Annotated in this window: 25 protein-coding genes; 19 read left to right on the top strand and 6 right to left on the bottom strand. The window is 46.6% G+C overall.

The features are described 5' to 3' along the window. From L4C42_RS23065 to L4C42_RS23005, 13 genes are all read left to right on the top strand, one after another. On the top strand, nt 1-945 hold a 945-nt coding region (locus L4C42_RS23065; protein WP_429761812.1), incomplete at its 5' end, for a chemotaxis protein CheW. A 64-nt stretch (nt 946-1,009) separates the two neighbouring features. After that, nucleotides 1,010-1,504: a chemotaxis protein CheW gene (locus L4C42_RS23060; RefSeq protein WP_042478487.1), complete on the top strand. Its 495-nt coding sequence runs from the start codon at nt 1,010-1,012 to the stop codon at nt 1,502-1,504. Beyond that, nucleotides 1,504-2,007, top strand: a complete 504-nt coding sequence (locus L4C42_RS23055) for a DUF2802 domain-containing protein (RefSeq protein ID WP_429761811.1) — start codon at nt 1,504-1,506, stop codon at nt 2,005-2,007. Before L4C42_RS23060 ends, L4C42_RS23055 begins: the two co-directional genes overlap by 1 nt. Nucleotides 2,008-2,306: 299 nt before the next feature. Further along, entirely contained in the window at nt 2,307-2,924 is a 618-nt protein-coding gene (gene ccmA / locus L4C42_RS23050) for a cytochrome c biogenesis heme-transporting ATPase CcmA (RefSeq protein ID WP_429761810.1), read from the top strand. Nucleotides 2,925-2,930: 6 nt separating this feature from the next. Beyond that, a complete protein-coding gene (ccmB, locus tag L4C42_RS23045) occupies nt 2,931-3,599 on the top strand; it encodes a heme exporter protein CcmB (protein WP_042497161.1) in 669 nt (222 codons plus the stop codon). Nucleotides 3,600-3,683: 84 nt separating this feature from the next. Next, complete coding sequence (locus L4C42_RS23040) at nt 3,684-4,433, top strand: heme ABC transporter permease (RefSeq protein ID WP_429761808.1); 750 nt, start codon at nt 3,684-3,686, stop codon at nt 4,431-4,433. A 6-nt stretch (nt 4,434-4,439) separates the two neighbouring features. Continuing rightward, nucleotides 4,440-4,646: a heme exporter protein CcmD gene (gene ccmD, locus L4C42_RS23035; RefSeq protein WP_429761807.1), complete on the top strand. Its 207-nt coding sequence runs from the start codon at nt 4,440-4,442 to the stop codon at nt 4,644-4,646. Next, complete coding sequence (ccmE, locus tag L4C42_RS23030) at nt 4,643-5,128, top strand: cytochrome c maturation protein CcmE (protein WP_353496717.1); 486 nt, start codon at nt 4,643-4,645, stop codon at nt 5,126-5,128. The genes ccmD and ccmE overlap by 4 nt, the downstream gene beginning before the upstream one ends. After that, nucleotides 5,125-7,086: a heme lyase CcmF/NrfE family subunit gene (locus L4C42_RS23025; protein ID WP_429761806.1), complete on the top strand. Its 1,962-nt coding sequence runs from the start codon at nt 5,125-5,127 to the stop codon at nt 7,084-7,086. Before ccmE ends, L4C42_RS23025 begins: the two co-directional genes overlap by 4 nt. Next, complete coding sequence (locus L4C42_RS23020) at nt 7,086-7,640, top strand: DsbE family thiol:disulfide interchange protein (RefSeq protein ID WP_353496715.1); 555 nt, start codon at nt 7,086-7,088, stop codon at nt 7,638-7,640. The genes L4C42_RS23025 and L4C42_RS23020 overlap by 1 nt, the downstream gene beginning before the upstream one ends. Next, nucleotides 7,637-8,119, top strand: coding sequence for a cytochrome c-type biogenesis protein (locus tag L4C42_RS23015; protein ID WP_112462189.1), 483 nt, complete (start codon nt 7,637-7,639; stop codon nt 8,117-8,119). Before L4C42_RS23020 ends, L4C42_RS23015 begins: the two co-directional genes overlap by 4 nt. Beyond that, nucleotides 8,119-9,333, top strand: a complete 1,215-nt coding sequence (gene ccmI / locus L4C42_RS23010) for a c-type cytochrome biogenesis protein CcmI (RefSeq protein ID WP_429761805.1) — start codon at nt 8,119-8,121, stop codon at nt 9,331-9,333. Before L4C42_RS23015 ends, ccmI begins: the two co-directional genes overlap by 1 nt. Before the next feature lie 192 nt (nt 9,334-9,525). Continuing rightward, nucleotides 9,526-10,446: an MlaA family lipoprotein gene (locus tag L4C42_RS23005; RefSeq protein ID WP_429761804.1), complete on the top strand. Its 921-nt coding sequence runs from the start codon at nt 9,526-9,528 to the stop codon at nt 10,444-10,446. Between the two features lie 241 nt (nt 10,447-10,687). On the opposite strand, the gene L4C42_RS23000 is transcribed toward L4C42_RS23005, so the two are convergent. The 4 genes from L4C42_RS23000 to L4C42_RS22985 form a co-directional block, all read right to left on the bottom strand. Next, nucleotides 10,688-11,971, bottom strand: a complete 1,284-nt coding sequence (locus L4C42_RS23000; protein WP_429761813.1) for an outer membrane protein transport protein — start codon at nt 11,969-11,971, stop codon at nt 10,688-10,690. Between the two features lie 260 nt (nt 11,972-12,231). After that, on the bottom strand, nt 12,232-13,506 hold the full coding sequence (locus L4C42_RS22995) for an outer membrane protein transport protein (RefSeq protein WP_418642050.1): 1,275 nt from the start codon (nt 13,504-13,506) through the stop codon (nt 12,232-12,234). Nucleotides 13,507-13,769: 263 nt separating this feature from the next. Then, on the bottom strand, nt 13,770-14,489 hold the full coding sequence (locus tag L4C42_RS22990; protein WP_418642051.1) for a DUF3379 family protein: 720 nt from the start codon (nt 14,487-14,489) through the stop codon (nt 13,770-13,772). Beyond that, a complete protein-coding gene (locus tag L4C42_RS22985; RefSeq protein WP_353496709.1) occupies nt 14,482-15,057 on the bottom strand; it encodes a sigma-70 family RNA polymerase sigma factor in 576 nt (191 codons plus the stop codon). The genes L4C42_RS22990 and L4C42_RS22985 overlap by 8 nt, the downstream gene beginning before the upstream one ends. Nucleotides 15,058-15,519: 462 nt before the next feature. Between L4C42_RS22985 and fadI the strand changes: the two genes are divergently transcribed. Both fadI and fadJ read left to right on the top strand, forming a co-directional pair. Then, nucleotides 15,520-16,842, top strand: coding sequence for an acetyl-CoA C-acyltransferase FadI (fadI, locus tag L4C42_RS22980; protein ID WP_429761803.1), 1,323 nt, complete (start codon nt 15,520-15,522; stop codon nt 16,840-16,842). Beyond that, complete coding sequence (fadJ, locus tag L4C42_RS22975) at nt 16,842-18,959, top strand: fatty acid oxidation complex subunit alpha FadJ (RefSeq protein ID WP_353496708.1); 2,118 nt, start codon at nt 16,842-16,844, stop codon at nt 18,957-18,959. The genes fadI and fadJ overlap by 1 nt, the downstream gene beginning before the upstream one ends. 68 nt (nt 18,960-19,027) lie before the next feature. Here fadJ and L4C42_RS22970 read toward each other — a convergent pair whose 3' ends face one another. Continuing rightward, on the bottom strand, nt 19,028-21,811 hold the full coding sequence (locus tag L4C42_RS22970; RefSeq protein ID WP_418642053.1) for an insulinase family protein: 2,784 nt from the start codon (nt 21,809-21,811) through the stop codon (nt 19,028-19,030). Between the two features lie 334 nt (nt 21,812-22,145). Between L4C42_RS22970 and sixA the strand changes: the two genes are divergently transcribed. Then, nucleotides 22,146-22,610: a phosphohistidine phosphatase SixA gene (gene sixA, locus L4C42_RS22965; RefSeq protein ID WP_353496706.1), complete on the top strand. Its 465-nt coding sequence runs from the start codon at nt 22,146-22,148 to the stop codon at nt 22,608-22,610. Nucleotides 22,611-22,628: 18 nt separating this feature from the next. On the opposite strand, the gene smrB is transcribed toward sixA, so the two are convergent. Continuing rightward, a complete protein-coding gene (gene smrB, locus L4C42_RS22960; protein ID WP_353496705.1) occupies nt 22,629-23,159 on the bottom strand; it encodes an endonuclease SmrB in 531 nt (176 codons plus the stop codon). Between the two features lie 62 nt (nt 23,160-23,221). Between smrB and prmB the strand changes: the two genes are divergently transcribed. The 3 genes from prmB to L4C42_RS22945 all read left to right on the top strand — a co-directional run. Next, nucleotides 23,222-24,154: a 50S ribosomal protein L3 N(5)-glutamine methyltransferase gene (gene prmB / locus L4C42_RS22955; RefSeq protein ID WP_353496704.1), complete on the top strand. Its 933-nt coding sequence runs from the start codon at nt 23,222-23,224 to the stop codon at nt 24,152-24,154. Between the two features lie 232 nt (nt 24,155-24,386). After that, the gene (gene aroC / locus L4C42_RS22950) at nt 24,387-25,472 is read left to right on the top strand and encodes a chorismate synthase (protein WP_353496703.1); all 1,086 of its coding nucleotides are present in this window, start codon (nt 24,387-24,389) and stop codon (nt 25,470-25,472) included. A gap of 553 nt (nt 25,473-26,025) precedes the next feature. After that, a partial coding sequence (locus L4C42_RS22945; RefSeq protein ID WP_429761737.1) for a helix-turn-helix domain-containing protein occupies nt 26,026-26,212 on the top strand: 187 nt, incomplete at its 3' end.

Here is a 26,212-nt window from a genome sequence, read left to right as displayed (position 1 = left end):
GAGCCAGAGCCAGAGCCAGAGCCAGAGCCAGAGCCAGAGCCAGAGCCAGAGCCAGAGCCAGAGCCAGAGCCAGATTGGAATGAGACAACGCCATCTCTTATGACACAGGCCGCACCAGATGTGCAGCAGTCGGTGGAGGCGGAGTTTGAAGCGTTTGCGGAGCAGCCAGATTTGCAACATCTGGAAAAACTGTTCAGCGGCCTTCAGCAGCAAGTGGACATTGAAATTGAACCGCAAGCTGAGCCAAGCCTTGAACAGCCGACAGTAGATGCAGCCAGTGAGAGTGAAATCCAAGGCTGGGATGTTGAAGCATTAGAAGCTGACACGGTCATTGCGCCTGAACTGAATGAACTTGATAATCTACAGTCATCAATCAACGCTCAAGAGACGGTGGAAGTCGCCGATAGTATAGAAGTGGCTGAAAGTGTAGCGGTTGAAACCCAACCTGACGTCGCGAATGGCGGTGGTGCGGATCACGTTTGGGTAAACAACGAACGTACCGAGAGCTTTCAGGTGCTCTACTTTGACGTTGGCGGAATGACGTTTGCGGTGCCTTTAGATGAGCTAGGTGGTATTCATCAAATGGGCGAGTTAAGTCATTTGATTGGGCGACCTGCTTGGTACTTAGGTTTACAGTCGAGTCGAGAGAGCCAGCTTGATGTCGTCGACACAGCAATGTGGGTGATGCCGGATGTACTCAAAGATGATAGTTACAAAGAAGACTATCAATACATTGTCATGCTCGGTGAGAGTAACTGGGGACTTGCTGCAACAGAACTTAAGGGCACGGAACAACTTCAGCCTGTTGCCGTTCGCTGGCGTGAGAAAGCAGGTAAGCGGCCGTGGCTTGCAGGCATGGTGAAACAGCAAATGTGTGCGCTGGTTCATGTGTCTGAACTAATAGATATGCTTAACGCTGGATTAGATGTTAAATCAGTACAGTGATTGAATAAATTGATGTCAAACGACGTAGAGCGTCGCTGATCAGAATGAAATTGAGAGGAAGACTATGTCTCAAACGATGGATGTTGAATTAAGAAAAGAACAATCAAACGATGAAGTTCTTCAGTGGGTTACGTTTCAACTAGAAGAAGAAACCTATGGCATCAACGTAATGCAAGTGCGCGAAGTGCTGCGTTACACTGAAATCGCTCCAGTACCAGGTGCACCAGATTACGTGCTAGGTATTATCAATCTGCGTGGTAACGTTGTGACGGTTATCGACACTCGCTCACGCTTTGGTTTGATGCAAGGTGAGATCACAGACAACACGCGTATTATTGTGATTGAGTCTGAGCGCCAAGTGATTGGTATCTTGGTTGATAGCGTTGCGGAAGTGGTTTACTTACGTTCGTCAGAAATTGATACCACACCTAGTGTGGGTACCGATGAAAGTGCTAAGTTTATCCAAGGTGTAAGTAACCGTGATGGCAAACTGCTTATCCTTGTTGACCTCAATAAACTGCTCTCTGAAGATGAGTGGGATGAGATGGCTTACCTATAATGTTTGACGCTGTGTCTTTAACGTCACCTCTTCTTTGGGGAGGGGTGGCGATTGTCGTTATCCTTTTCGTTTGGTTGGTGAAAGTGCATCGTGGCTTAAACATGCACAAGGCACATGCACGACAACAGAAGCGATCGTTAGAAAAGGAAGTCGAGAAGTGCAATAAGCAGTTACTTGAAGTTCGCTCCGTATTGGTAGGGCTTGGCCAAAAGGTTTCTGAACAAGAGGAAATCATCGTCCACCTTACCGAACGTATTCTTGAACTTGAGAACGTCGACAACGATGGGCGCTTATACACTCGCGCTAACAAGATGGTACGCTTGGGCGCCGACATTAACGAGCTTATTGAAGAGTGCGAACTCCCAAAAGCCGAAGCTGAGCTGATGCTTTCTTTGCAGAAAAAGATTGCTGGCAAAGAAAAAGTACCGCCGCTGCACAAAGAGCGAGCACAACCTGCGCGCCGAGCGGCAACGAACTATCCACCACAAAAACGACCACGCTAGACGATCTGTTTATTCACAGGGCGTTAATGTCTAATTGACGCCCTTAAAATACCTCAATAACAATCGTAACACTCTTTTACTCTTTCTAATTAGCCGGCTGAATGCAGTCTGGTATCCTATCATGCGTCCGAATGTGAAGTTTTGTGTCGGAATATACTACTTTATGGGTAGTTATTTCAGTTAGAGAACAGTAATTTATTGTTTATTACTAAGTTTCGTGAAGCCGATTTAAACATTACACTTTCACGCATAAGTAGCTATGGTAAGATGAACGCCCAGTCGAGCCAGTGTTTAATTGAATGTTAGAAGTTACAAATTTAACCGCGATTCGAGATGAGCGGATATTGTTCGAAAATTTATCATTTTCGTTACAAGGCGGTGATCTCGTTCAGATTGAGGGTCGCAACGGGACCGGTAAAACCACCTTAATGCGTATCGTAGCGGGATTGGGAGATAAAGAGGAAGGCGACATCAAATGGAATGGTGAGTCTATCCAATCCAATCGAGAAGACTTCCATCAATCACTGCTGTTTCTTGGCCATCAAACTGGCGTAAAGCGCGATCTCACTGCGTTTGAGAACCTTAGATTTTATCAATCGATACACGCACCTCTCACTTCGGACCAACAAATTTTTACTGCGCTAACACAAGTTGGACTCGCGGGCCGTGAAGACGTGCCGGTGGCTCAGCTTTCTGCGGGGCAGCAGCGACGCGTGGCGTTGGCTAGGTTGTGGTTAAGTGAGCAAATGTTGTGGATCCTTGATGAGCCACTGACTGCGATCGATAAGCAAGGGGTAAAGGTACTGGAAAACTTGTTTTTGGAGCATGCTAACAAAGGTGGGATAGTCTTACTTACCACGCACCAAGATATGTTTAGTGACAACCCTAAACTTAGAAAAATTACCTTGGGAGCTTAAACGATGATGTTGTCTTCCATGATGAAAATTGTTCGCCGCGAACTGCTGATTGCGTTTCGTCGCCAAGCGGATATTTTCAACCCATTGTGGTTTTTTATCATAGTGATCACGCTGTTTCCGCTTAGTATCGGCCCAGAGCCTAATCTGCTAGCACGAATTTCAGCAGGGATTGTATGGGTGGCTGCGCTGCTTTCGGCGCTGCTTTCCTTAGAACGACTGTTCAAAGATGATTTTCAAGATGGCTCTTTAGAGCAGATGATGCTGATGCCTATCCCACTGCAATTAGTAGTGATGGCAAAGATCATCGCGCACTGGCTACTTACGGGGTTGCCACTTATTATTATCAGCCCATTGCTGGCAATTTTGTTGTCTCTCGATAGCAATACATGGATAGCTGTGGTGCTGACCCTGTTGGTAGGAACGCCAACACTGAGCTTTATTGGAGCTATTGGGGTGGCCTTGACTGTAGGGCTGCAAAAAGGAGGAGTGCTGCTGAGTCTACTGGTGCTCCCGCTTTACATCCCAATTCTAATATTTGCTACATCAGCGATTGATGCTGCCTCCTTAGGGGTTGCGTATAATGGTCAGTTAGCTTTGCTCGCTGCCATGCTGGTGGGCGCGATGACCTTGACTCCGTTTGCCATCAGTGCAGCCTTGAGAGTCAGCGTCAACTAATATAATAACGCTAATATCATTGTCCAAAGCGAATATCACAGCTTAAAGCAATGGGAAAAATGTCGTCAAAGAGTGAGAAACACTATGTGGAAATGGCTTCATCCTTACGCCAAAACCGAAACCACTTATCAGCTGTGTGGCAAGCTACTGCCTTGGTTTGCCACCCTTGCATTGCTGTGCCTTTCTATTGGTACCGTTTGGGGGCTTGCTTACGCGCCTGCGGATTACCAGCAAGGCGACAGCTTTAGGATCATTTATATTCATGTACCTTCGGCTATCTGGTCGATGGGTGTGTACATGTCGATGGCCATCGCCGCGTTTGTTGGCTTGGTGTGGCAGTTGAAACTCTCTAGCATGGCGGCACTGGCTATGGCACCCATCGGTGCAGTGTTTACGTTCATTGCGCTTCTCACTGGCGCGGTTTGGGGTAAACCAATGTGGGGCGCATGGTGGGTGTGGGATGCACGCCTGACCTCTGAGCTTATCTTACTGTTTTTATACCTTGGTGTTATCGCGCTTTATCATGCGTTCGATGATCAAAAAACGGCGGCTAAAGCGGCGGGTATTCTCGCGATCGTTGGCGTGGTGAATTTGCCGATTATCCACTTCTCAGTGGAGTGGTGGAACACGTTGCACCAAGGCGCAACCATTACTAAATTTGCGACGCCATCGATCTCCAACGATATGTTGTGGCCGCTGCTACTGAATATTTTTGGCTTTGCATTTTTCTTCGGTGCGCTGACGATGATCCGCCTGCGTAACGAAATCATCAGTAAAGAAGGCCACAGACCATGGGTGGTTGCCTTGGCTGCGCAATCGAATCAGAAGGGGTAAATCACCATGCACTTTGAATCCTTGAGCGACTTTTTTGCCATGGGCGGCTACGCGGCGTATGTGTGGAGTGCCTTCGGTATTACTTACTTAGCTATGTTGATTCTTTGGGTGACAAGCGTGTCACGCGGCAAGAAATTGCTCAAAGATGTACAAGCCAAAGTCGATAGACAAGCGCGCATCGACGCGGCGAAAAATATGGAGAACACACTATGACCCCAAGACGTAAGAAAAGGCTTGGCATTATTTTAGCCATTTTCGTTGGTATCAGTGCGACGGTTGGGTTGATTCTCTATGCGCTAAACCAAAACATGGATTTGTTCTACACGCCAACGGAATTGGTGAACGGTAAAGAAAATGGCGGCAAACCAGAAATCGGCCAGCGTCTTCGAATCGGCGGTATGGTGGTTGCGGGTTCGGTCAGTCGTGATTCTGAATCACTGCGTGTGAGTTTTGACCTTGCCGATGTCGGCCCGAAGGTTACGGTAGTCTACGATGGCATTCTTCCGGACTTGTTCCGTGAAGGGCAGGGCATTGTGGCACAAGGCGTACTGGTTGAACCGACCAAAATCGAGGCTTTCGAAGTTCTTGCTAAGCACGATGAAGAATACATGCCACCTGAGATTGCTGAAGCGATGAAGAAAACTCACGCCCCACTGGAATACTCTGAAGAACAAAAACAAGGAAGCGGTCTATGATTGCTGAAATCGGCCACTTTGCGCTGATACTCTCGCTCAGTTTGTCTGTGCTGTTGAGTATCTTGCCGCTGTTTGGTGCCTCTCGAAACAACACTATGCTGATGAATACTGCAAGACCTTTGTCTTGGGGTATGTTCATCATGCTGCTTATTTCATTCCTTATCTTGGAATGGGCGTTCTACGTTAATGATTTCACTTTGCAATATGTGGCGAATAACTCAAATACCCAGTTGCCTTGGTATTACCGCCTAACCGCTGTATGGGGTGCACACGAAGGTTCATTATTGCTGTGGGTGTTAATCCAAGCAGCGTGGACAGTTGCCGTTGCGACATTTAGTCGCGGTATGCCGCAAGAATCTGTCGCTCGTGTGCTGGCGGTGATGGGTATGATCACAGTAGGTTTCCTACTGTTCATTATTGTTACCTCGAACCCATTCTTAAGAACATTGCCTTTCTTCCCTGTTGATGGCCGTGACCTCAACCCGCTATTGCAAGACCCGGGATTGATCATCCACCCACCAATGCTCTACATGGGTTACGTAGGTTTCTCTGTTGCGTTCTCGTTTGCTATTGCCTCACTCATGTCAGGTCGTCTTGATACGGCGTGGGCACGATGGTCTCGTCCTTGGACGACAGCGGCGTGGGTATTCCTAACTATGGGTATTGCGCTTGGCTCTTGGTGGGCGTATTACGAACTTGGCTGGGGGGGCTGGTGGTTCTGGGATCCAGTAGAAAATGCCTCTTTCATGCCTTGGCTTGCGGGTACGGCACTGATGCACTCACTGGCAGTGACGGAAAAACGCGGCACCTTTAAAGCATGGACAGTATTGCTTGCGATCTCTGCGTTCTCGTTGAGTCTGTTGGGTACCTTCTTGGTTCGTTCCGGAATATTGGTATCGGTTCACGCGTTTGCCTCTGATCCATCGCGCGGTATGTTCATCCTTGGCTTCTTGGTATTTGTCATCGGTGGTTCGCTGTTGTTATTTGCCTTGAAAGGCGCTTCAGTGCGTGCACGCGGCAATTTTGATTTGCTGTCGCGAGAAAACGCGTTGCTTGGTAACAATGTGCTGTTGATGGCGGCGTTGGTTGTCGTATTGGTTGGTACTTTGCTACCACTGGTACACAAACAAATTGGTTTAGGCTCAGTATCTATCGGCGCGCCTTTCTTCGATATGCTGTTTGCATGGTTGATGATTCCGTTTTCGTTCCTACTTGGTATCGGTCCGCTGATCCGTTGGAAGCGTGACAAACTATCGACTCTAGCTAAACCTATGCTCGTCTCCGGTATTATCTCAGTGGCCTTCTCTGCACTGATGATGTTTGTTCTAGCTGAATACTTCACTGGAATGGCGTTCCTTGGTTGGCTGATGGCTTCTTGGATCATTACGATGCACGGTTTTGAGCTGTACGAGCGTGCAACTCATCGCCACTCGTTTGCTGAAGGTGTTAAGAAGCTACCTCGCAGCCACTGGGCAATGATCCTTGGTCACCTTGGTCTTGCTGTAAGTATTATCGGTATTGCGATGGTACAAATTTACAGTATTGAGCGTGACGTTCGTTTGGCTCCTGGTGAAAACTATCAGGTCTACGATTACAACTTCTACTTCCAAGGCGTGCGTGATAAAGACGGCCCTAACTACGACGGCTACATTGCTGACTTTGAAATTACCAAAGATGGTAAGTACATCAACACCTTGCACGCTGAAAAACGTTTCTATCGCACGGCGAAGTCGATGATGACGGAAGCGGCGATCGATCGTGGCGTAACGCGCGACCTTTATATTGCAATGGGTGAGCGACTGGATGACGGCAAATCATGGGCAGTGCGTATCTACCACAAGCCATTCGTACGTTGGATTTGGTTTGGTGCCATCATGATGTCGATTGGTGGTGCGCTGGCAATCAGCGACAAGCGTTATCGTTTTAGAAAAACCGATAAAGCGCAAGGAGAGGCATAATGAATAAGAAAATTCTGTTTATTCCGTTAGTTGCCTTTCTGATTCTAGTTTCGGTCTTCGCTGTGCAGTTAGGTAGAAACCAAGCCGGTGATGACCCAACTAAATTAGAGTCGGTGTTGATTGGCAAGCAAGTACCACAGTTTCGTCTAGAAGACTTGGCGGAACCTGGCAAGCTGTATGACCAAGCGGTGTTTACGGGTGAGCCTCTACTACTTAATGTATGGGCGACCTGGTGTCCAACCTGTTATGCCGAGCATCAATATCTCAATGAACTTGCTGCAAATGGCGTGAAAATCATTGGCCTTAACTACAAGGATCAGCGTAATAAAGCGGTTCAGTGGTTAAACGAGCTTGGTAACCCATACCTAATCAGTCTTTTTGATGGTGACGGTATGCTTGGACTGGATCTTGGCGTATACGGAGCACCAGAGACGTTTCTCATCGATGCGAACGGTGTCATTCGCTATCGCCATGTGGGCGATGTTAACTCGCAAAACTGGAGTGAAAAACTTCAGCCGCTGTATCAGCAGATGCTAGAGGAGGCGAAGCAATGAAAAAATGGTTAGTTGCGCTGGCCTCAAGCTTAGTCTTGGCATTTGCGGTAAACGCTACAATTGAGATTCATGAATTTGATTCGCTAGAGCAAGAGAATCAGTTTAAAGAACTGAGCCACACATTGCGGTGCCCTAAGTGTCAGAACAACACGATTGGTGACTCAAACGCTGAACTCGCGCAAGATTTGCGTCAGAAAGTGTATGAGATGACTAAAGAGGGCAAATCGAAGCAAGAAATCGTTGATTACATGATTGCTCGTTACGGTAACTTTGTAACCTATAACCCGCCATTAACGCTCGCAACGTCGATACTTTGGCTTGGGCCGCTGTTTGTTATCGTGCTTGGCTTCGGATTAATTGTGGTACGAAGCCGCAACAATCGCATTCAGAAAGCCCAGAAAAGTGAGCAGTGGAGCGATGACAAAGAAGCCAAGCTAAAGGCTTTACTCGATGACAAAGAGACTGGAGATAAGCAGTAATGACACTATTTTGGATATCAACTGTCGTTCTTGTCGTCGTTGCTATTGTGCTATTGGCTCTGACGCTAAACAGTAAGAAAGCCAATAATGATGACCAACTTCGTGACGAGCTAAACAAGGCATTCTATAAAGATCGCCTGACCGAGCTCGAAGAAGAAACTAACGAAGGTTTGGTAGAAAACCAGCAAGATCTGATTGACGATCTTAAGCAGTCACTGCTTGATGACATTCCAAATCAAGCGGAGACAAAGAAAACTTCTTTATCGCCAATGACGATTCTTGTGCCTTCAGTGGTGCTGGTTGTCGTCATGACTTACGGGTTGTACATGCATTTCGGTGGCGCTGGTAAGGTTCAGGATTGGCAAGAAGTGTCTGGTCGTTTGCCAGAACTTTCTAAGCGTTTGATGGGTGAGTCAGCTGAGCCAATGACAGAAGACGAGATGCAAGACCTAACGTTAGCGCTTCGTACTCGCCTGCATTATCAGGCCGATGATTCAACCGGTTGGTTGTTACTTGGTCGTATTGCACTTGCTAACCGCGACGTGACAACAGCGACAGATGCAATGGAAAAAGCCTACCGTCTTGAGCCAAATGATGCAGATGTGAAGCTGGGTTATGCGCAGGCTTTGATGATGTCACAAGACGAATTAGAGCAGAATCAGGCTCGAGGCCTTTTGAACAGCTTGTTGAAAGAAGAGTATGTTGATCTACGCGTCCTTTCTCTTCTCGCATTTGATGCTTTTGAGCGTCAGGATTACCCAGCCGCGGTTCGTTATTGGTCTGTTATGCAACGTATGATTGGTCCTGATGATAGCCGTTATGAAATGTTGACTCGCAGTATTGAAAATGCGCAAGCCAAAATGGGTGAGCCAATTGTTGAAGGCAAATCTGTCGCTGTCACGATCACCGTGTCATCAGACGTGAGCCTTCCTCAAGATGCTGCGCTGATTGTGTCTGTGCACCCGGCTGATGGTTCTCCAATGCCAGTAGCGGCAGCTCGTTACCCGCTAGGAACATTCCCTCGCACAGTAGTACTGGATGACAACAACAGTATGATGCAAGGTCGTAAGTTATCTAGCCTTGATGGTTTGATTGTTAGAGCCCGTATTGACAGTGATGGTAATGTTGCAACACGTGATGGCGATTGGTTTGGTGAAAGCCAGCCTGCCGCACTTGGTGATACTGTAGAGCTTGTTATTGACCAGCAGTACTAATCAACAAACTATGGCGTGTGATTAAATAAAATGTGTCCAACTTGTTGCTTTAACTAGCTTGGACGGTCGCATGCCGCTATACTCATCCATAGTGGTTATTAATACAATCTGACGTTAATTACTTACTTATCAAGTAAATAGAAAAATAGTTAACATATCAGACGCAGATTGTACTGGCTTATGGATGAGGTTATGCAATCAGCAATAACCGGCAAAAAGTCTACGCTTTTTGCCGTTTTTGTATCTAGCGTATTTCTATTTGGCTGCTCTTCAGCACCAAAAGACAATCAAGTTCCTTCTACTCAGGAAGCAACGGCTACTCCTATCGTGTCTCAATCTACTGACGCATCGGTAGAGAATACGAATGCGCCAAAAGACGCAGTGAATGAATACAGTGTTGAGGCTTCCCAAAGTAGCGTCGACCTTAATAGCGACACGTCAGTAGGCACCGATGTTTATGACCCGTTTGAAGGTTTCAACCGAGTGATGTTTACCTTCAACTATGACTATCTAGACCCGTACTTCGTCAGACCCGTATCACTTGCTTACGTGAATTACACGCCTGTTCCTGTACGTTCAGGTGTGAGTAACTTCCTTGCCAACTTAGATGAACCATTTAGTGTTGTGAATAATGCGGTGATGGGCAATGGCTCAAAAGCATTCGATCATTTCAATCGTTTTTGGATCAACAGTACGCTTGGTTTGTTAGGCTTTATTGATATCGCTTCGGCTGCAGGTATAGAAAAACACGACAAGAAAGAGTTTGGTGATGCCATTGGTCACTACGGTGTAGGCACCGGTCCTTACTTCATGGTACCCGGTTATGGCCCGATTACCTTGCGTGAAGGCGCTGACGTAGTCGACGGTCTTTACCCACCTATTTCATTCCTCAATTTCTGGGCAAGCCTTGGCAAATGGGCGTTAGAAGGTATGGAGAAACGTGCGCTCGTTGTGTCTCAAGAGGCAACGTTGGAACGCTCACCGGATCCATATGCGCTGACTCGTGATATCTATATTCAGCGCCAGAACTACAATGCTGAAGTGGTAAGTGATGAGGTCGATGAAGAGCAAGAAGCTTATATTGATGATTACTTGGATAGTTTTGATGAGTAGCTCTGAGTTACAATGACAATGAACCTAGATATAAAAACGTCACTCAAATGAGTGACGTTTTTTGTTAGAAATCTTTCAGACCGTCCCCGTCATCTTCACGCAAGTGAAGATCTCACTAAGCGCGTGACTAACATTAATTGATAGGTTTACTCACCATTTAGATTTTCAACGCGCTGTATGCGATCCCCTTTTGCAAGGGGATGACGACATTTCTAGTTGTCTAAGCCGCTAAGTCAGAAGATTAGAAACGGTAGTTCGCTTGAATACCTGCAATCCAAACATCACCTGAGATTTCACCTTCAAATGTGCCAAATACCGCCGCACTTCCGTCTAGAGCATCACGTGGTTCAACAATCGACGCATCACGAGCCATGATGTAGGTCAAACCGCCATCCAAAGTAAATTGCTTAGTAAAGGCGTAGCTAACACCTGCGCTAAGCCAGGTACGGTCTGTCTCTGGAATCGTTGTCGTACGGTATTTATCGTCAACCGCAGACATGTCGTAGGCGACACCACCACGCAGCGCAAGCTTGCTGTTTAGCTGGTAAGTTGTGCCCAATGCAAAGCGGTAGCTGTCTTTCCAGTTCTCGTTCTTGATTGGAGAAGTGACGCCATCAACAAACTCAGCTTCTAGTTTTTCAAAGCTGCTCCACTGGGTCCAGTTAATGCTTGCGTGCATCGCCCATTGGTCTGTTAGTTGGTGGAAAGAGGCAATTTCTGCGGTTGCAGGTAGTGCTACGCTAAGCTTGCCGTCGCGACGACCTTGAAAGTGGAAGACTTCGCCTTCGCCGTATCCGTCAAAATCCATCATGACTTCTGATTTGTAGGCAAAACCGAGGCGATGGTTATCGTTGATTTGCCATGCGGCACCAAGAACATAGCCCCATGAGCTGTCAGTGCCTTCGACATATTTAAGGTATGAGCCTTTTTGAATCGCTGTAGTTGCTGATGTAGGAAGTGTGAAAGGTGCCGTTGCGCCAATCTTACCTTCACCAGTAACAAAACGAATACCACCACCAACACTGAATGCATCATTGATCTGGTAACCAAGGTTTGCCACAGCTTCAACGGTCATGACCTTCGCTTCATTACCATATTGAGTTGCTTTGAACTCGCTGTCTAACTCGGTCTCCATGCCATAGTTTGAGCTTAGAGCTAAACCTGCGAACCATTTATCGTTAATTTGGTGGGAAACATAAAGGTTTGGTACTGGTGCACTGTGAGCAATATCTTTTCCTTCGGTGTATACAGGTTGGCCAAAAATCGTTGCTGTACCTTTAACATCAATATTAGGCTCAACGTACAACACACCGCCGGAAATTTGTGTACCTTCTAGGTAGGTAAGCATTGCAGGGTTACGCCACTGTGCACCGGCGTTATCCGCCATCGCGGCTTCACCAGCGTAAGCTCGGCCTAGGCCAGTAGCAGAGTACTCAGCAAGTTGAAAGCCTGCTGCAGACGCAGTCGTAGACGCTAGTGTTCCCAATACCACTGCAATAGCAAGGGGAGAGTATTTGGTATTTATCATTATTGTTCGCTCAAATTAATTGCGTTTAGAGCGCAGATTCTATTTTTAGAGCAATGACTTTAAAACTATTTTGTGGCTAAAAGTGCACATTCAAGATTATCTATCGGTGAGTTGTATATATTGGGTGAATATTCTGGTTGTTATCGAGATGTTGTGATTTTTGAGCTTACAGCTGTAAGGAGGAGAGGAAGTTGTTTGCGTCGATAAGTAAAAAAGAGCCGATACATCGACCCTTTTGAGAGTTGGCAAGCTATTGCTTAGAAGCTGTAGCTGTATTGTAGACCCGCTAGGATAGCATCCGCTCGAGTAGTTGCGGTAAGGATACCACCACCATCTACAACACTTACGTCTTTACCCATTAGATAAGTGAAGCCGAAGTCTACAGTGTGATGCTCTTTGAATTTGTAACCAAAGCCAGCTGACAACCATTGACGATCTGAATCAGGAACGGAAATAGAAGTAATTTGGTCTTGAGCAGCAGTGTCATACATATAACCAGCACGTAGAGTCCAAGATTCGTTTAGGTAATACGTACCACCAAGTGCGTAGTGCCAGCCATCTTTCCACTCATATGGAGAGCCAATGATTTGGCGACCAGCTCCTGGTACATCGCCTTCTAGCTTGTCGAATACACTCCAACCAATCCATTGAACGCTATAGTGTACAGCAAACTTAGTATCTTGGATTTTGTGGAAGCCTGAGAACTCAACCATATCAGGTAGAGGTAGGTATAGGTTCTGGTACTGGCTTCCAGCTAGACCGGAGAAGTCACCAGTCGCTTCAATTTCAGGTTGTTTGTGATATGCCAAACCAAATCGATTGTCGTCGTTTAACTCAAACACTGTACCTAGGTTGAAACCAAGTCCAATACCACTAGCATCAATATCTACTAGGTTTGTACTGCCAGTTTGACCATTTTGTGGATTAGTAACAGTAGCTGTTCGTTCAAGCTTACCACTACCTTGAACGACGTCTAAGCCACCGCCTACACTCCATTGTTCATTGATACGGTATGCAACGTTCAATGTGAAGTTTACACTTTGGATTTCCGTGTTGCCACCAAGCGCTGAAGCGCCAGTATGAATAGGGCCATTTGGGCTACTAAAAGAACCAAAACTGTCATCAAATTTGTTTTTTGTACCGAAGTTTGAGTAGATACCAGCACCGACAGCGAACTTGTCGTTGATTCGGTGGATGTAGTAAATGTTCGGTACTGGAGAGTTGCTGCCATTGTTAGCATCGTCAATTGGTATACCGCCAGCTTTCACATCGGTCACTTTGATGTCGGTGCTAATTACATTCAAGCCACCAGAGAACTGGTGTGAATCAAACAGTGTCATTGCTGCAGCGTTACGTGCCATAACAGATGCGTTATCTGCAATAACAGCATCACCTGCGAACGCGCGGCCTAAACCGGTTGCAGATTGTGCGTTGAGCTGGAAACCTGCTGCTGTAGCTTGTGTGGAGGCGAAAGTGAGTGACGAGACTGCCACTGCTAATAGTGTTTTTTTATACAGACGCGAAGTAGTCATTTAGTATACATCCTTTTTTGTAATCGCCTCTTATGGGCGTTAGTGTAAATTGAGTTAAAACTCAATTCGGGGCTGATCCTAATCGCTAGTATAGACATTAGAAATCTGACCAGTAATAAAAATGACGTAAAAAGTATATAAATGACGACTAACTGGCAGTAAATGCATCGAATATGCAGATAATTAGAGTTGCTGCTCTAAATTTGAGTGGGAGTACAAAAAAAGCTTACCCGAAAAGGATAAGCCTTATTAAGTCAATATTTCTACGCAGGATTCATGACTTTTTTGATTGTTTCGCCGATTTTCGCTAGATCTTCGCCTTCTTCACCAACGAGGACAAAGCTACTGTCGCCCATTGGCTTAACCAAGCCTGCCATGCCATCTTTATCGAAGTTTTCCACTTGGTCAGTGGCAATACCTGTGAGAAACATAGTGACTTTGCCTTTCTCACCTTTAAACACGATGTGCATTGCATTTGAATCACCAAACCCACAATGATTAATGTAAAACACATGATACGGAAAGCTTTGTCCCAACTGATAGGCAAACGGCAATAGCTTGGCGTTGATTTGCTCTTTTGAGGGATTTTCATCCAAAGAGTCAATAAAGCTTTTCTCAGCGTTGAAGTGCTCCATGGCCATTTTGGGCAGTGATGCTTGCGCGTCAGACACGACAACATTACCCCAGTTAATTTGACCAACAAGCAAACCAAACGCAAACATCACAGAAGCAGCCAATGATAGCGCTTTTTTGCTAAAGCTAACCTTAACGACATTATTTTCCGGTGGCTGGTTGAACAAAATTCGATCGGCAAGATCGTCAGGCACGTCAACTTTCATTGCCTGTTCAATACGCGCATCTAGGCCTAGAATATCATCCAGGTATTTGGCGTTAGCCTCACTGTTTTTGGTCGCGTCCAACAGCTCCGGATCTCTTGCCTTAGGATCGGACATAACGCGACGACGGAATTCTAACTCATCCATTTTGTTGCCCCCTATGTGCATCCTCAGACTCAAGCATCTCTTTAAGCTGGTTTCGAGCTCTAAATAATCGAGTCATAACGGTATTCTTGTTTAAGTCGAGTATGTTGCCAATCTCTTCACCACTAAAGCCGCCGACGACTTGCAGAAAAAGAGGTTCGCGATACTCGACGTCGAGTTTCATTATCTGTGCTTGAAGCCATTCCTGTTGGTGGTGAGGGTCATCAGAGACTTTTGCATCGTTGCCGTAGTCATCAATATCGACCAGATCGAACTGCTTACGTTCAAAACGTCTTGCGTTCTCTCTGCGCAAAATAGTGATAAGCCACGATTTCGCTGCCTTTTCATCTTGCAAGCTGTCTAATGACTTCCAAGCTCGAAGGCAAGTTTCCTGAACCAAATCCTCCGCGATAGGCTTGTCTTTGCATAGCCAATACGCGTATCGGAAAAGGTCGCGATGATAAGCACGCACCAGTGCTTCGTATTTTCTTTGTCTGTCCATATCCGAGTTGACCGGACGTTTGGAGAATTTATTTCCAAAATTTTTAATTAATGACACAGGAGCCCCCATTTTCGCTCTGTGAACCGTGTTTTTTGTTCTGCAGTGTCAGTAAAGTCACACAAAATTGATCTAGTTCAAAATTCCGACCTGTGGAGCAGTTATAGTGAACCCTGTCATCTCGTTGGTCTTTCGGGACTAACATGTTGAGCAAGATGACACTTCCTTTTGAAGGCTGACTTTACTTTCTCCTAATCAGGAAACTGATTATTTTCAATTGGCGCAAGTTAATTGCTTTAGAGATTCCAACCACACAAATTATCTGTGTGGTTTTTTTTTGCCTGAAATTCTGCCGATATCTTCTTGTTTTCCCACATCATATTGTTGCCGACTTTACGCGTTTCTCATATTCCATTTTGGTCGACCCTATCACGTTATTCAATAAAACCAGTGATATTTGTCAAACGGTTGTTTTAAATCCTTAACAATCTCGTTACAATGCGCGTGGTCAGACCTCTTTAGGAAGGAGAAACTATGAGCAGTAAGGACGTGGGGAAAATCAATCTCACCACTAGAAATGGTGAGCGAATTGCTGTTGTGGCGGGGCTTCGTACCCCTTTTGCCCGCCAAAGTACCGAATTTAGTCAAGTACCAGCGGTGGACTTAGGAAAAATGGTCGTAGCCGAAATGATGGCGCGCACCAACATTGATCCTAAGTTGATCGACCAAGTGGTGTTTGGTCAAGTAGTGCAAATGCCAGAAGCGCCAAATATTGCTCGTGAAATTGTACTGGGCACTGGAATGGACATTAATACTGATGCCTACAGTGTAACTCGCGCTTGTGCGACGAGCTTCCAAGCCGCTGCCAACGTTTGTGAAAGTATCATGGCAGGGACGATAGACGCCGGTATCGCTGGTGGAGCAGACTCATCTTCCGTGCTACCAATTGGCGTATCCAAGAAACTTGCTGCCAACCTATTGGCTCTGAGTAAAACAAAAACGGTCGGTCAAAAACTCAATATTCTTAAAAAGCTATCGTTTAAAGATTTGATGCCAGTGCCACCTGCCGTCGCAGAGTACTCGACAGGCCTTTCTATGGGCCAAACTGCCGAGCAAATGGCTAAGTCGCATGGTATCACTCGTTTAGAACAAGACGGGCTTGCTCACCGCTCTCACACTCTCGCCTCTCAAGCATGGAAAGAAGGTAAAGTGCGCGACGAAGTCATGTCGGCGTTTCCAGAGCCTTATAAGAAGAGCTTGGATGAAGACAACAACATCCGCCACGACTCTGAACTTTCTAGCTACAGCAAACTGCGTCCAGCATTTGATAGACAATATGGCAGCGTTACAGCAGCAAACAGTACGCCGCTAACGGATGGCGCAGCAGCGATTATGTTGATGCGTGAAGGGCGAGCGAAAGAGCTTGGGCTTGAAATCAAAGGCTATATCCGTTCTTACGCCTTCTCAGCAATTGGTGTGCGTGAAGATATGTTGATGGGGCCTTCCTATGCCACACCGATGGCGCTAGATCGCGCGGGTATCTCTTTGTCCGACCTAACGCTGATTGATATGCACGAAGCCTTTGCGGCGCAAGCGCTCTCTAATGTGAAGATGTTTGCCAGCGAGAAGTTCGCTCGAGAAAAATTGGGTCGCTCTCAAGCGATCGGTGAAATTGACATGGATAAGTTCAACGTTCTTGGTGGCTCCCTTGCTTACGGTCACCCGTTCGCTGCCACTGGTGCGCGAATGATTACGCAAACGCTGAATGAACTGAAGCGACGCGGGGGAGGGCTTGCTCTTAATACTGCGTGTGCAGCAGGTGGCTTGGGTGCAGCAATGGTTCTGGAGGTAGAATAATGAGTGAACAAAAAGCCTTTCATCTTTCAGTAGATGAGCAGAACATCGCATGGCTTGGCATCGATGTGCCAGGCGAAAAAATGAATACGTTACAAGCTGCGTTTGCGGAAGAGATGGCGCAGCTGTTTGAAGAGTTAGAGCAGAAAAAATCTGAGTTAAAAGGACTGATAGTCCACTCGCTTAAACCGGATAACTTCATCGCTGGTGCCGACGTAAGAATGCTTGATGCTTGTACTTCAGCTGAAGAAGCTCAGTCTTTAGCAGCTAAAGGACAAGAGATGTTCCAGCAGCTTTCAGATTTGCCCTTCCCAGTTGTTTCGGCGATACACGGACCTTGTCTAGGTGGTGGGCTTGAGCTGGCGCTGGCGTGTGACTACCGAGTCTGTAGTGATGCTGGTATTACTAAGCTCGGCTTACCAGAAGTGCAGCTTGGATTATTGCCTGGATCTGGCGGTACTCAACGATTGCCACGTTTGATTGGTTTGCTGCCATCATTAGATCTCATCTTAACGGGTAAACAGCTTCGCGCTAAAAAAGCCAAAAAGCTTGGCGTGGTTGATGCGAGTGTACCGAAGACTATTCTGCTAGATGTGGCTAAACAGTTTTTGGAAAAAGGCAAAAAACGCAAAGCCAAGAAACTGAGCAAGAAAGAAGTGCTAATGGCGGGTACTGGCCTTGGCCGCAAGGTGATTTTTGATCAGGCAGCGAAAAAGACTAACGAAAAAACCCGCGGCAATTATCCAGCAGCAGACGCTATTTTGGATGTGATTCGTTATGGTCTCGAGAAAGGCATGAAGAAAGGGCTAGAAAACGAAGCTAAGCGTTTCGGTGAGCTCGTCATGACGTCTGAGTCAAAAGCGCTGCGTTCTATCTTCTTTGCAACCACTGAAATGAAGAAAGAATTTGGTAGTGATGCTAAGCCAAACACGGTAAATAACGCTGTAGTCCTTGGTGGCGGGTTAATGGGGGCGGGTATTACTCATGTCACAGTCAGCAAAGCTAAAGTGCCAGTGCGAATTAAAGATGTGTCTAATGATGGTATCGTCAACGCGCTGGGTTACAACTTCAAGCTATTAGAGAAAAAGCGCAAGCGCCGCATTATTTCTAAAGCAGATTTGCAAGCGCAAATGCTGCAAATGGCAGGTGGCACCGACTTTACCGGATTCGATAAAGCGGACGTAGTGGTTGAAGCCGTGTTTGAAGATTTAGGTCTAAAACAGCAAATGGTGAATGATGTGGAAACGCACGCGAAGCCAACCACTATTTTTGCGACCAACACGTCATCGATTCCAATCGCACAGATTGCAGAAAAAGCTGAGCGTCCAGAAAATGTGGTTGGTCTGCACTATTTCAGCCCTGCAGACAAAATGCCTCTAGTGGAAGTCATTCCTCATGAGACGACGTCAGAAGAGACCATCGCCACTATGGTTCAGTTTGCAAGAAAGCAAGGTAAGACGCCGATTGTGGTGAAAGACCAAGCGGGTTTCTATGTAAACCGTATTCTTGCGCCCTATATGAATGAGTCGGCGAACGTGCTTCTTGCGAACGAACCTATTGAGTCATTGGATAGAGCATTATTAGACTTCGGGTTCCCTGTTGGGCCGATTACGCTGCTTGACGAAGTTGGCGTGGATATTGGCGCTAAGATCATGCCGATTTTGGTCAATGAATTGGGTGAGCGATTCCAAGGGCCTGACGTCTTCGACAAGCTGTTGAATGATGGTCGAAAAGGGCGGAAGTCCGGTAAAGGTTTTTACACTTACAAAGGTAAGAAGAAGACCGTTGATAGCTCAGTGTATAGCGTGTTAGGTCTTAAGCCTGAAGCGACAATGTCAGAAAAAGATATCGCGATCCGCTGTGTGCTGCCAATGCTTAATGAGGCGGTACGCTGTTTAGATGAAGGCATTATTCGCAGCCCTCGTGACGGTGACATTGGTGCCATCTTCGGCATCGGTTTTCCGCCATTCTTGGGTGGCCCATTCCGTTACATGGACTCTTTGGGTATCAAAAAAGTCGTCGACTTAATGAATGAGCATGCTCAGAAATACGGTGACCGCTTTGCACCTTGTGATGGACTCGTGACGAGAGCAGGCCTAGAAGAGAACTTTTATAAGTAATCTAGAGAGCGTTACACAGAAAACTTAGGGTCTACAAACATTCACCCCCTCAACAGAGGGGGTGTTTTTTATCCTAAATCGGTGTCTTTTGGTCTTAATTGAAACTCTTCAATCGAGCCTATTTCAAGTCCTAACTCAAGTTTTTCGGCATCGACATGTGCCTTGCCTTGGCTATGCATAATCAAACGATTTGCAGTGCGCGGTTTCAGCTCATTGACAACGAAGCGAATCATATCGGCGCGTGTTAATGATTTGAGTTCCTCAAGCACTTTCTCTCGCTGACTAAAGCTGGTGTCTTTATTGCCTATGGCAATCCACAATCGCTGAGCGCGGCCGCGTAACGTGGTATCTGGAGTCGCAATCTGATTCCAGAGCCCTTTCTTGCTGCTGTGCCATTGATAGTCATTGAGCTCAAGCAGCACCATGTAGACCGCATTCAAAAATTCATCGATAGAGCGAATAAGATCGCTTGGTGCCGCATTTGGGGATTGTACATAAAGCACTATCCCTGGGTGGCGATTGAGAGGCATGTTACCGGTGCCGACCATATAACCGAGTTGTTGTTTAGTTCGGATTTCATGGAAGAAGGTCGCTGACATCAAATGATTGGCCAGAGAGTAGAGTGCGATGCTACGTGGATTGATATCTTCACATTGGTAATAGACCACAATCGCAGAGTCATCTTGATCGCAAAACACTTCTTTTTGGAAGCTGCCATTGCGTCCAAGCATGATCAAAGGTCGCAAACTCTCTTCGTATTTTTGATTGTGGATACGAAGTGCATCTTTGAGCGTGGTGGCGATGTCGTATGCACCTTGCTTATGCCAATCGCCATACACGAACATATCGATGTGCAGCTCAGATAATATCGCTTGTACAAAACTAGGTAGCTCATCGACCGTGATGGTTTCTAGTGCATCAAGTAACACAGAGTTTGGTGGATTATTTGGCTGTAAAATGCCCGTCATGGCATTGAATAGCTGTGAAATCGGGCGATCTTTCGCCGAGTTACGCCAACCTCTCATTAACTGCGCTTTTATGCTCTCAAAGCGTGCGGGATTAAACTCTCGTGACGCAAATCGCTGGAGTATCATCTCCAATAACTGAGGCTGCTTTTTGCTAAAACCAGAAATCGACAAGGTGACACCACCTTGGTGGGCGTACATATCGTAGCTCAGACCTGCGACTTCAGCGGGGTAGGTTTCCTCAGAGAGCGAGTCAAGGAACATTTCTACACACAGCCTTGTTTTGACTATGTTACGGGAAGAAGCGACCGAATGGGGGCTATCGATAGCGATAAACACCACTCCTTTCGGTACCTTAAATTGACTGTCCTGAAGGTGCCAAAGGCGAAAACCGTCTAAATCCTCTATAAGCTGAGGATGCGCCTCTTCGCTTTCAAGTGGATAGGTCGACAAGTCGTAGTTGATGAACGGGTTTTTTTCGGGCAGACAGAAGGGCTGCTCCGCTTCTTTTAGAGGCTGATTGAAAAACGCCAGTTCCTCTTCAGTGAATGCCATGACCGAGTATGGCGTAAAGTACCACTTCGCTTGTTTGTCGTAGTGTTGCTCTTTGGCAACCAGCGTTGCTTTGAGATTTCCGGTCGTTAAGAAATGGGCATACTCAAGCAGCATAGCTTCGTCATAGCCCGCCATTTTGTAGTCGCCATAAATGACGTCTTCTGGTGGGTAGTGTTGCATGTTCATCACCAGATGACTGACCATGTCCATTTGTCTTGCAGGCTCTTGAAACTGGAACGCAGATTCCATGACGGCACGCTTTTCCAAGTAGCGCCATTCCTGCATGCCTTGAGTTTTAATGAGCTCTAGGTACTGGAACACCGCTTGAATCATCTCATTGACGTGCTCAAGCCCAGTTGGTGTCAGTGTCATACTGACACTAAACTCGCGGTAGTTACTACCAGATGCGCCACCACCGGCAGACAGAGACGTGATCCAGCCAAGTTCTTTAAGATGCAGCATTAAGCTGCCTTTGCCTTCATAGCCCAGCAAGTTGGCAAAATAAGACAAAGGTTTTTGGTGATAATGTTGCTGAGTCGCAGGAAACGGGAACGCAAGGATTAACTTACGAAGCTCTTTGATGGGTTCAACGCGTACCATGACTTGAGTATTGTCTTTGGTGGCGAAAGGCACGTCTATGGACTTGCTGATGCGTTGATTATTGACGATGTCTGCAAACTTGTCTGTTGCCCACTGTTCTAATTCATCCAGCTCATGAGGGCCAATCATGGCTAATGTCATGATGTCAGCAGAATATTGCTGCTGGTGGAACCGAAGAATCTCGCCGCGAATGCTTTCACCATTGCGATCGCTTAGCGTTTCAATATTGCCGACAGAAAATTTGGCGAAAGGGTGCGCTTGGTTAATAGTCTCTTTTTGTACTTGGTATAACCTGCGTCCGTCTTCATTAAGTTTAAGCTTGTATTCGGAATCGACGGCTTGACGCTCTTTATCTAGCGCTTCTTCGTTGAAAAGCGGGGCAGTGAAAAACTGACTGAAGCGATCGAGGCCTTTCTCAAACGCATTTGGATAGACGTCAAAGAAGTAACACGTATGCTCGGTGCCAGTCCAAGCATTATTACTGCCGCCGTGTTGACTGATAAAGGATTGAAATTCTCCGACTTTAGGGTACTTTTCCGTGCCCAAGAACAGCATGTGTTCGAGGTAGTGAGCAAGACCCTCTCGATCGTCTGGATCGTCAAAATGGCCGACGTTCACTGCAAGCGCTGCGGCGGACTTTTGGGCGTGCTCGTCTTTGACGAGCAGGACGCGTAACTCATTACTTAGAGTGAGGTAGCGATATGAGCGATTATCATTTGGACTTATATGCACGTATCTTCTCCGGATTAAGCGGTGGCTTGGGACAGCTTAACCAAGCGTCTGGCGACAAAAGTGATGTCTCACAATTGGTACTAACAGGGATAACCAACAACTATTTACAATCTTTCATGGAGACAGACAAAAACTAACTTACAATCTTTTTAAGTATTAACCTTTAAATTGTTAAGAAAGTCGAAGCCTTTAGCAAGTGAATTGATATAATTAATTTTTTTAAATAAGTATATACCCTAGTTATCGGAATATGCAGGCAATTGCGAGAGATAGCGCAGGGTTTAAGCGCTAGAGATGATTGCTTTGTGCGACCATTGAATAGGCGGGTGTTAATATGAAAGTGTTTATTATGCGTCATGGCGAAGCCGTCCATTATGCACCAACGGATGAGCAGCGTGCCCTAACTGAGCATGGCAAAGACAACTCGATTGTCGTTGCCAGAGCGTGTAAGCAGCAAGGGTATGGTCGTTTTGATAAGGTACTTGTGAGCCCTTATCTAAGAGCGCAGCAAACGTGGGCTGCGATCAGCCAAGAGTTTAGTAGTGATGACGTCGTCACCTCTGATGACATTACGCCTTACGGTCAGGCTGAGGATGTAGTGGAGTATGTCTCAACGATTGCTGAGATTGAAAGTCTAGAGTCGATTTTACTCGTCTCACACTTACCGTTGGTTGGTTATTTAACGGCAGAGTTTGTCGGCGACATCAGTGCGCCTATGTTCCCAACGTCTGGGCTGGTGTGCATCGAATACGATGTTCAGAGAAGGCAGGGCGAAGTGCTTTGGCACATTCACCCTTAGAGAATAACTGAAGAAAGGTTATTTCTCAGGAATCGAAAGTAAAACCAAAAGCGCGCCATCGCCGCCAAACTCAAGCGGCGCTTGGTGGAACGCCATCACGTCTGGATGTTGAGCCAACCAAAGTGGTGCTTTTTGCTTAAGAATGTGTTTGCCGATGCCGTGCATGACACAAGCACAGTGCACATTTTCTCTTATGCAATGGGCGATCATTGCCCCCAACTCTCGCTTGGCTTCTTGCTGAGTCATCCCATGCATGTCTAAGAACACATCCGGTACATACACTCCGCGTCGCAAGCGTTTCACTTCGTACGTGGACACATCATCACGCGCATAACGAGTCGGACCATCATCGCTCAGATGTGGCTCAAATTCGTCAGAGAAATAAAACTCCGCGTCTTTGGCTTCGCGGTTGGTTCTTTTCTGCTCTTTTTGTTTCTTATTTCTGTTTGGCTGCTGGACTATGGTATCCTGTTGCAACTTTTTTACGCCTTGTACTGCATCCCTAAAGAGGGCGAAATCGTCATCAGCGTTGGTGTCTTTTTTGCTCATGGACTGGGACAACTCAATAAACATCTAGATTGGCAGTATTGTAGCGCTTTTTGGAGGCAATTTTGGATAAGATTTTTGTGGAAGAAGCCGTTTCTGAGCTTCATACACTTCAAGACTTGATTCGTTGGACCGTTAGTCGGTTCAATGCAGCAGGTCTGTTTTACGGCCACGGCACCGACAATGCTTGGGATGAAGCGGTTCAGCTGATCCTGCCAACGCTGTACTTACCGATTGACGTGCCACCACATGTTTTAAACTCGCGCCTAACCAGCAGCGAGCGTCTGCGTGTTGTTGAGCGTGTTATCAAGCGCATTAACGACCGCACACCAACAGCTTACTTAACCAACAAAGCTTGGTTCTGTGGCCTAGAGTTCTTTGTTGATGAGCGTGTATTGGTGCCACGTTCGCCAATTGGTGAGCTGATTGAAGCTCAGTTCCAGCCTTGGCTTGCTGATGAGCCAGTTCGCATTATGGATCTGTGTACTGGTAGTGGCTGTATTGCGATTGCCTGCGCGCACGCTTTCCCTGATGCCGAAGTGGATGCCATTGATATTTCAACAGACGCATTGGAAGTCGCTGAGCAGAACGTTCAAGACCACGGTCTAGAACAGCAAGTGTTCCCAATTCGATCAGATCTTTTCCGCGATTTGCCAAAAGAAAAATACAACCTGATCGTCTCTAACCCACCATATGTGGATGAAGAAGACATGAACTCACTACCAGAAGAGTTCACCCATGAGCCAGAACTTGGCCTAGCGGCAGGTACTGACGGTCTGAAATTGGTGCGCCGAATTCTATCAAATGCACCGGATTATCTGACTGATGACGGTATCCTTATCTGTGAAGTAGGTAATTCAATGGTTCATATGATGGAGCAGTACCCACATATCCCATTCACATGGATTGAGTTTGAAAACGGCGGCCACGGTGTATTCATGCTAACGCGCGATCAGATCCTTGAGCACGCAGAAGAGTTCTCGATCTACAAAGATTAATCGAGTACTGACTCTAAGATAAAGTAACGCTGCAATGAGAATTGCAGCGTTTTTTCGTTTGGGGGTTTACAACGTCAGCCTTTGTCGTCACTATGAATTCACGAAGAATAGACAGGCAAAGGACAAGCGTTAACAGTTAGCTTTGGTACCACTTATCCTTGGTATCACTTAGTATAAATTGCTGAGAGAGAGGCTGCGGACACTGCGCTTGTTCGGACAGACAGAGGAAGTAATGGCAGGAAATAGCATCGGACAACATTTTCGTGTAACCACATTTGGTGAGAGTCACGGCATCGCACTAGGTTGTGTGGTGGACGGTTGCCCTCCTGGATTGGAAATCACGGAAGCCGATCTGCAAGTTGACTTAGATCGTCGTCGTCCAGGGACATCAAAATACACCACTCAAAGACGTGAACCTGATGAGGTAAAAATCCTTTCAGGTGTGTTTGAAGGAAAAACCACAGGCACGTCGATTGGTCTACTGATCGAAAACACCGATCAGCGCTCAAAAGATTACTCAGAAATCAAAGACAAGTTCCGACCAGGACACGCGGATTACACCTACCACCAAAAATACGGTATCCGCGATTACCGTGGTGGCGGCCGTTCGTCAGCTCGTGAAACGGCGATGCGTGTCGCGGCGGGTTCTATCGCGAAGAAATACCTTAAACAAGAGTTTGGTGTTGAAATTCGTGCTTACCTATCACAAATGGGCGATGTATCTATTGATAAAGTAGATTGGAACGAAATCGAAAATAACCCGTTTTTCTGTCCAGATGTCGACAAAGTAGACGCTTTTGACCAGTTGATCCGCGATCTTAAAAAGCAAGGTGACTCAATTGGTGCCAAGCTACAAGTGGTTGCGACCAACGTATCTGTGGGTCTAGGGGAGCCAATTTTTGATCGCCTTGATGCGGATATCGCCCATGCTCTAATGAGCATCAACGCTGTGAAAGGTGTCGAGATTGGTGACGGCTTTGATGTAGTGAATCAAAAAGGCAGTGAGCACCGCGATCCACTGACGCCGGAAGGCTTTAGCAGCAACCATGCTGGTGGCATCCTAGGTGGTATCTCTACCGGTCAAGATATTGTTGCCAATATCGCACTGAAACCAACATCAAGCATTACAGTACCGGGTGAAACCATCACGAAAACCGGTGAGCCAACGCAATTGATCACCAAAGGTCGTCATGACCCATGTGTGGGTATTCGCGCTGTGCCAATCGCTGAAGCTATGTTGGCGATTGTGTTGCTTGATCACCTATTGCGTCATCGTGGTCAGAACCACGGCGTGCAAACAGAGACACCAGTGATTTAATCAGTTCAACATTATACCCAAGATATCGTCACCCCTGCGCAGGCAGGGGTCTTCTTACAGCGAGCACCAAGCCTTAAGTAGATTCCTGTCTACACAGGAATGACGGTGTTTTAGAGTTTGTCGTTCTCCCACATATCGTCACCTTCAAAGACCCAGTGTATCGTTACCCCTGCGCAGGCAGGGGTCTTCTTATAGCGAGCACCAAGCCTTAAGTAGATTCCTGTCTACACAGGAATGACGGTGTTTTAGAGTTTGTCGTTCTCCCACATATCGGCACCTTCAAAGACCCAGTGTATCGTCACTCCTGCGCAGGCAGGGGTCTTCTTATAGCGAGCACCAAGCCTTAAGTAGATTCCTGTCTACACAGGAATGACGGTGTTCTAGAGTTTGTCGTTCTCCCACATATCGGCACCTTCAAAGACCCAGTGTATCGTCACTCCTGCGCAGGCAGGGGTCTTCTTACAGCGGGTATTGACCGGGCTCATAGGTAACAGTTCTAACCAGGCACATGGGTAACAAGTGCTAATGTGTAAGCTTCGAAGAGGAGAAGCTTATGCCATGGGAAGAGACTTGCATCATGAGCCAAAGAGAACTTTTCATTGAAGATTGGCTTAGCCATCGATTTTCTATTAGCGAGCTGTGCCAGCGTTATGGCATAGCTCGTAAAACAGGCTACAAATGGATCAACCGTTTCCGCGAGCAAGGAATGACTGGTTTAGCTGACTTGAGTCGAGCTAGAC

It is taken from the genome of Vibrio wakamikoensis (assembly GCF_050337275.1).
Classification (GTDB): domain Bacteria; phylum Pseudomonadota; class Gammaproteobacteria; order Enterobacterales; family Vibrionaceae; genus Vibrio; species Vibrio chaetopteri.
The sequence above is the reverse complement of the archived record's forward strand: the minus strand, read 5'-3'. Positions and strand labels throughout refer to the sequence as shown.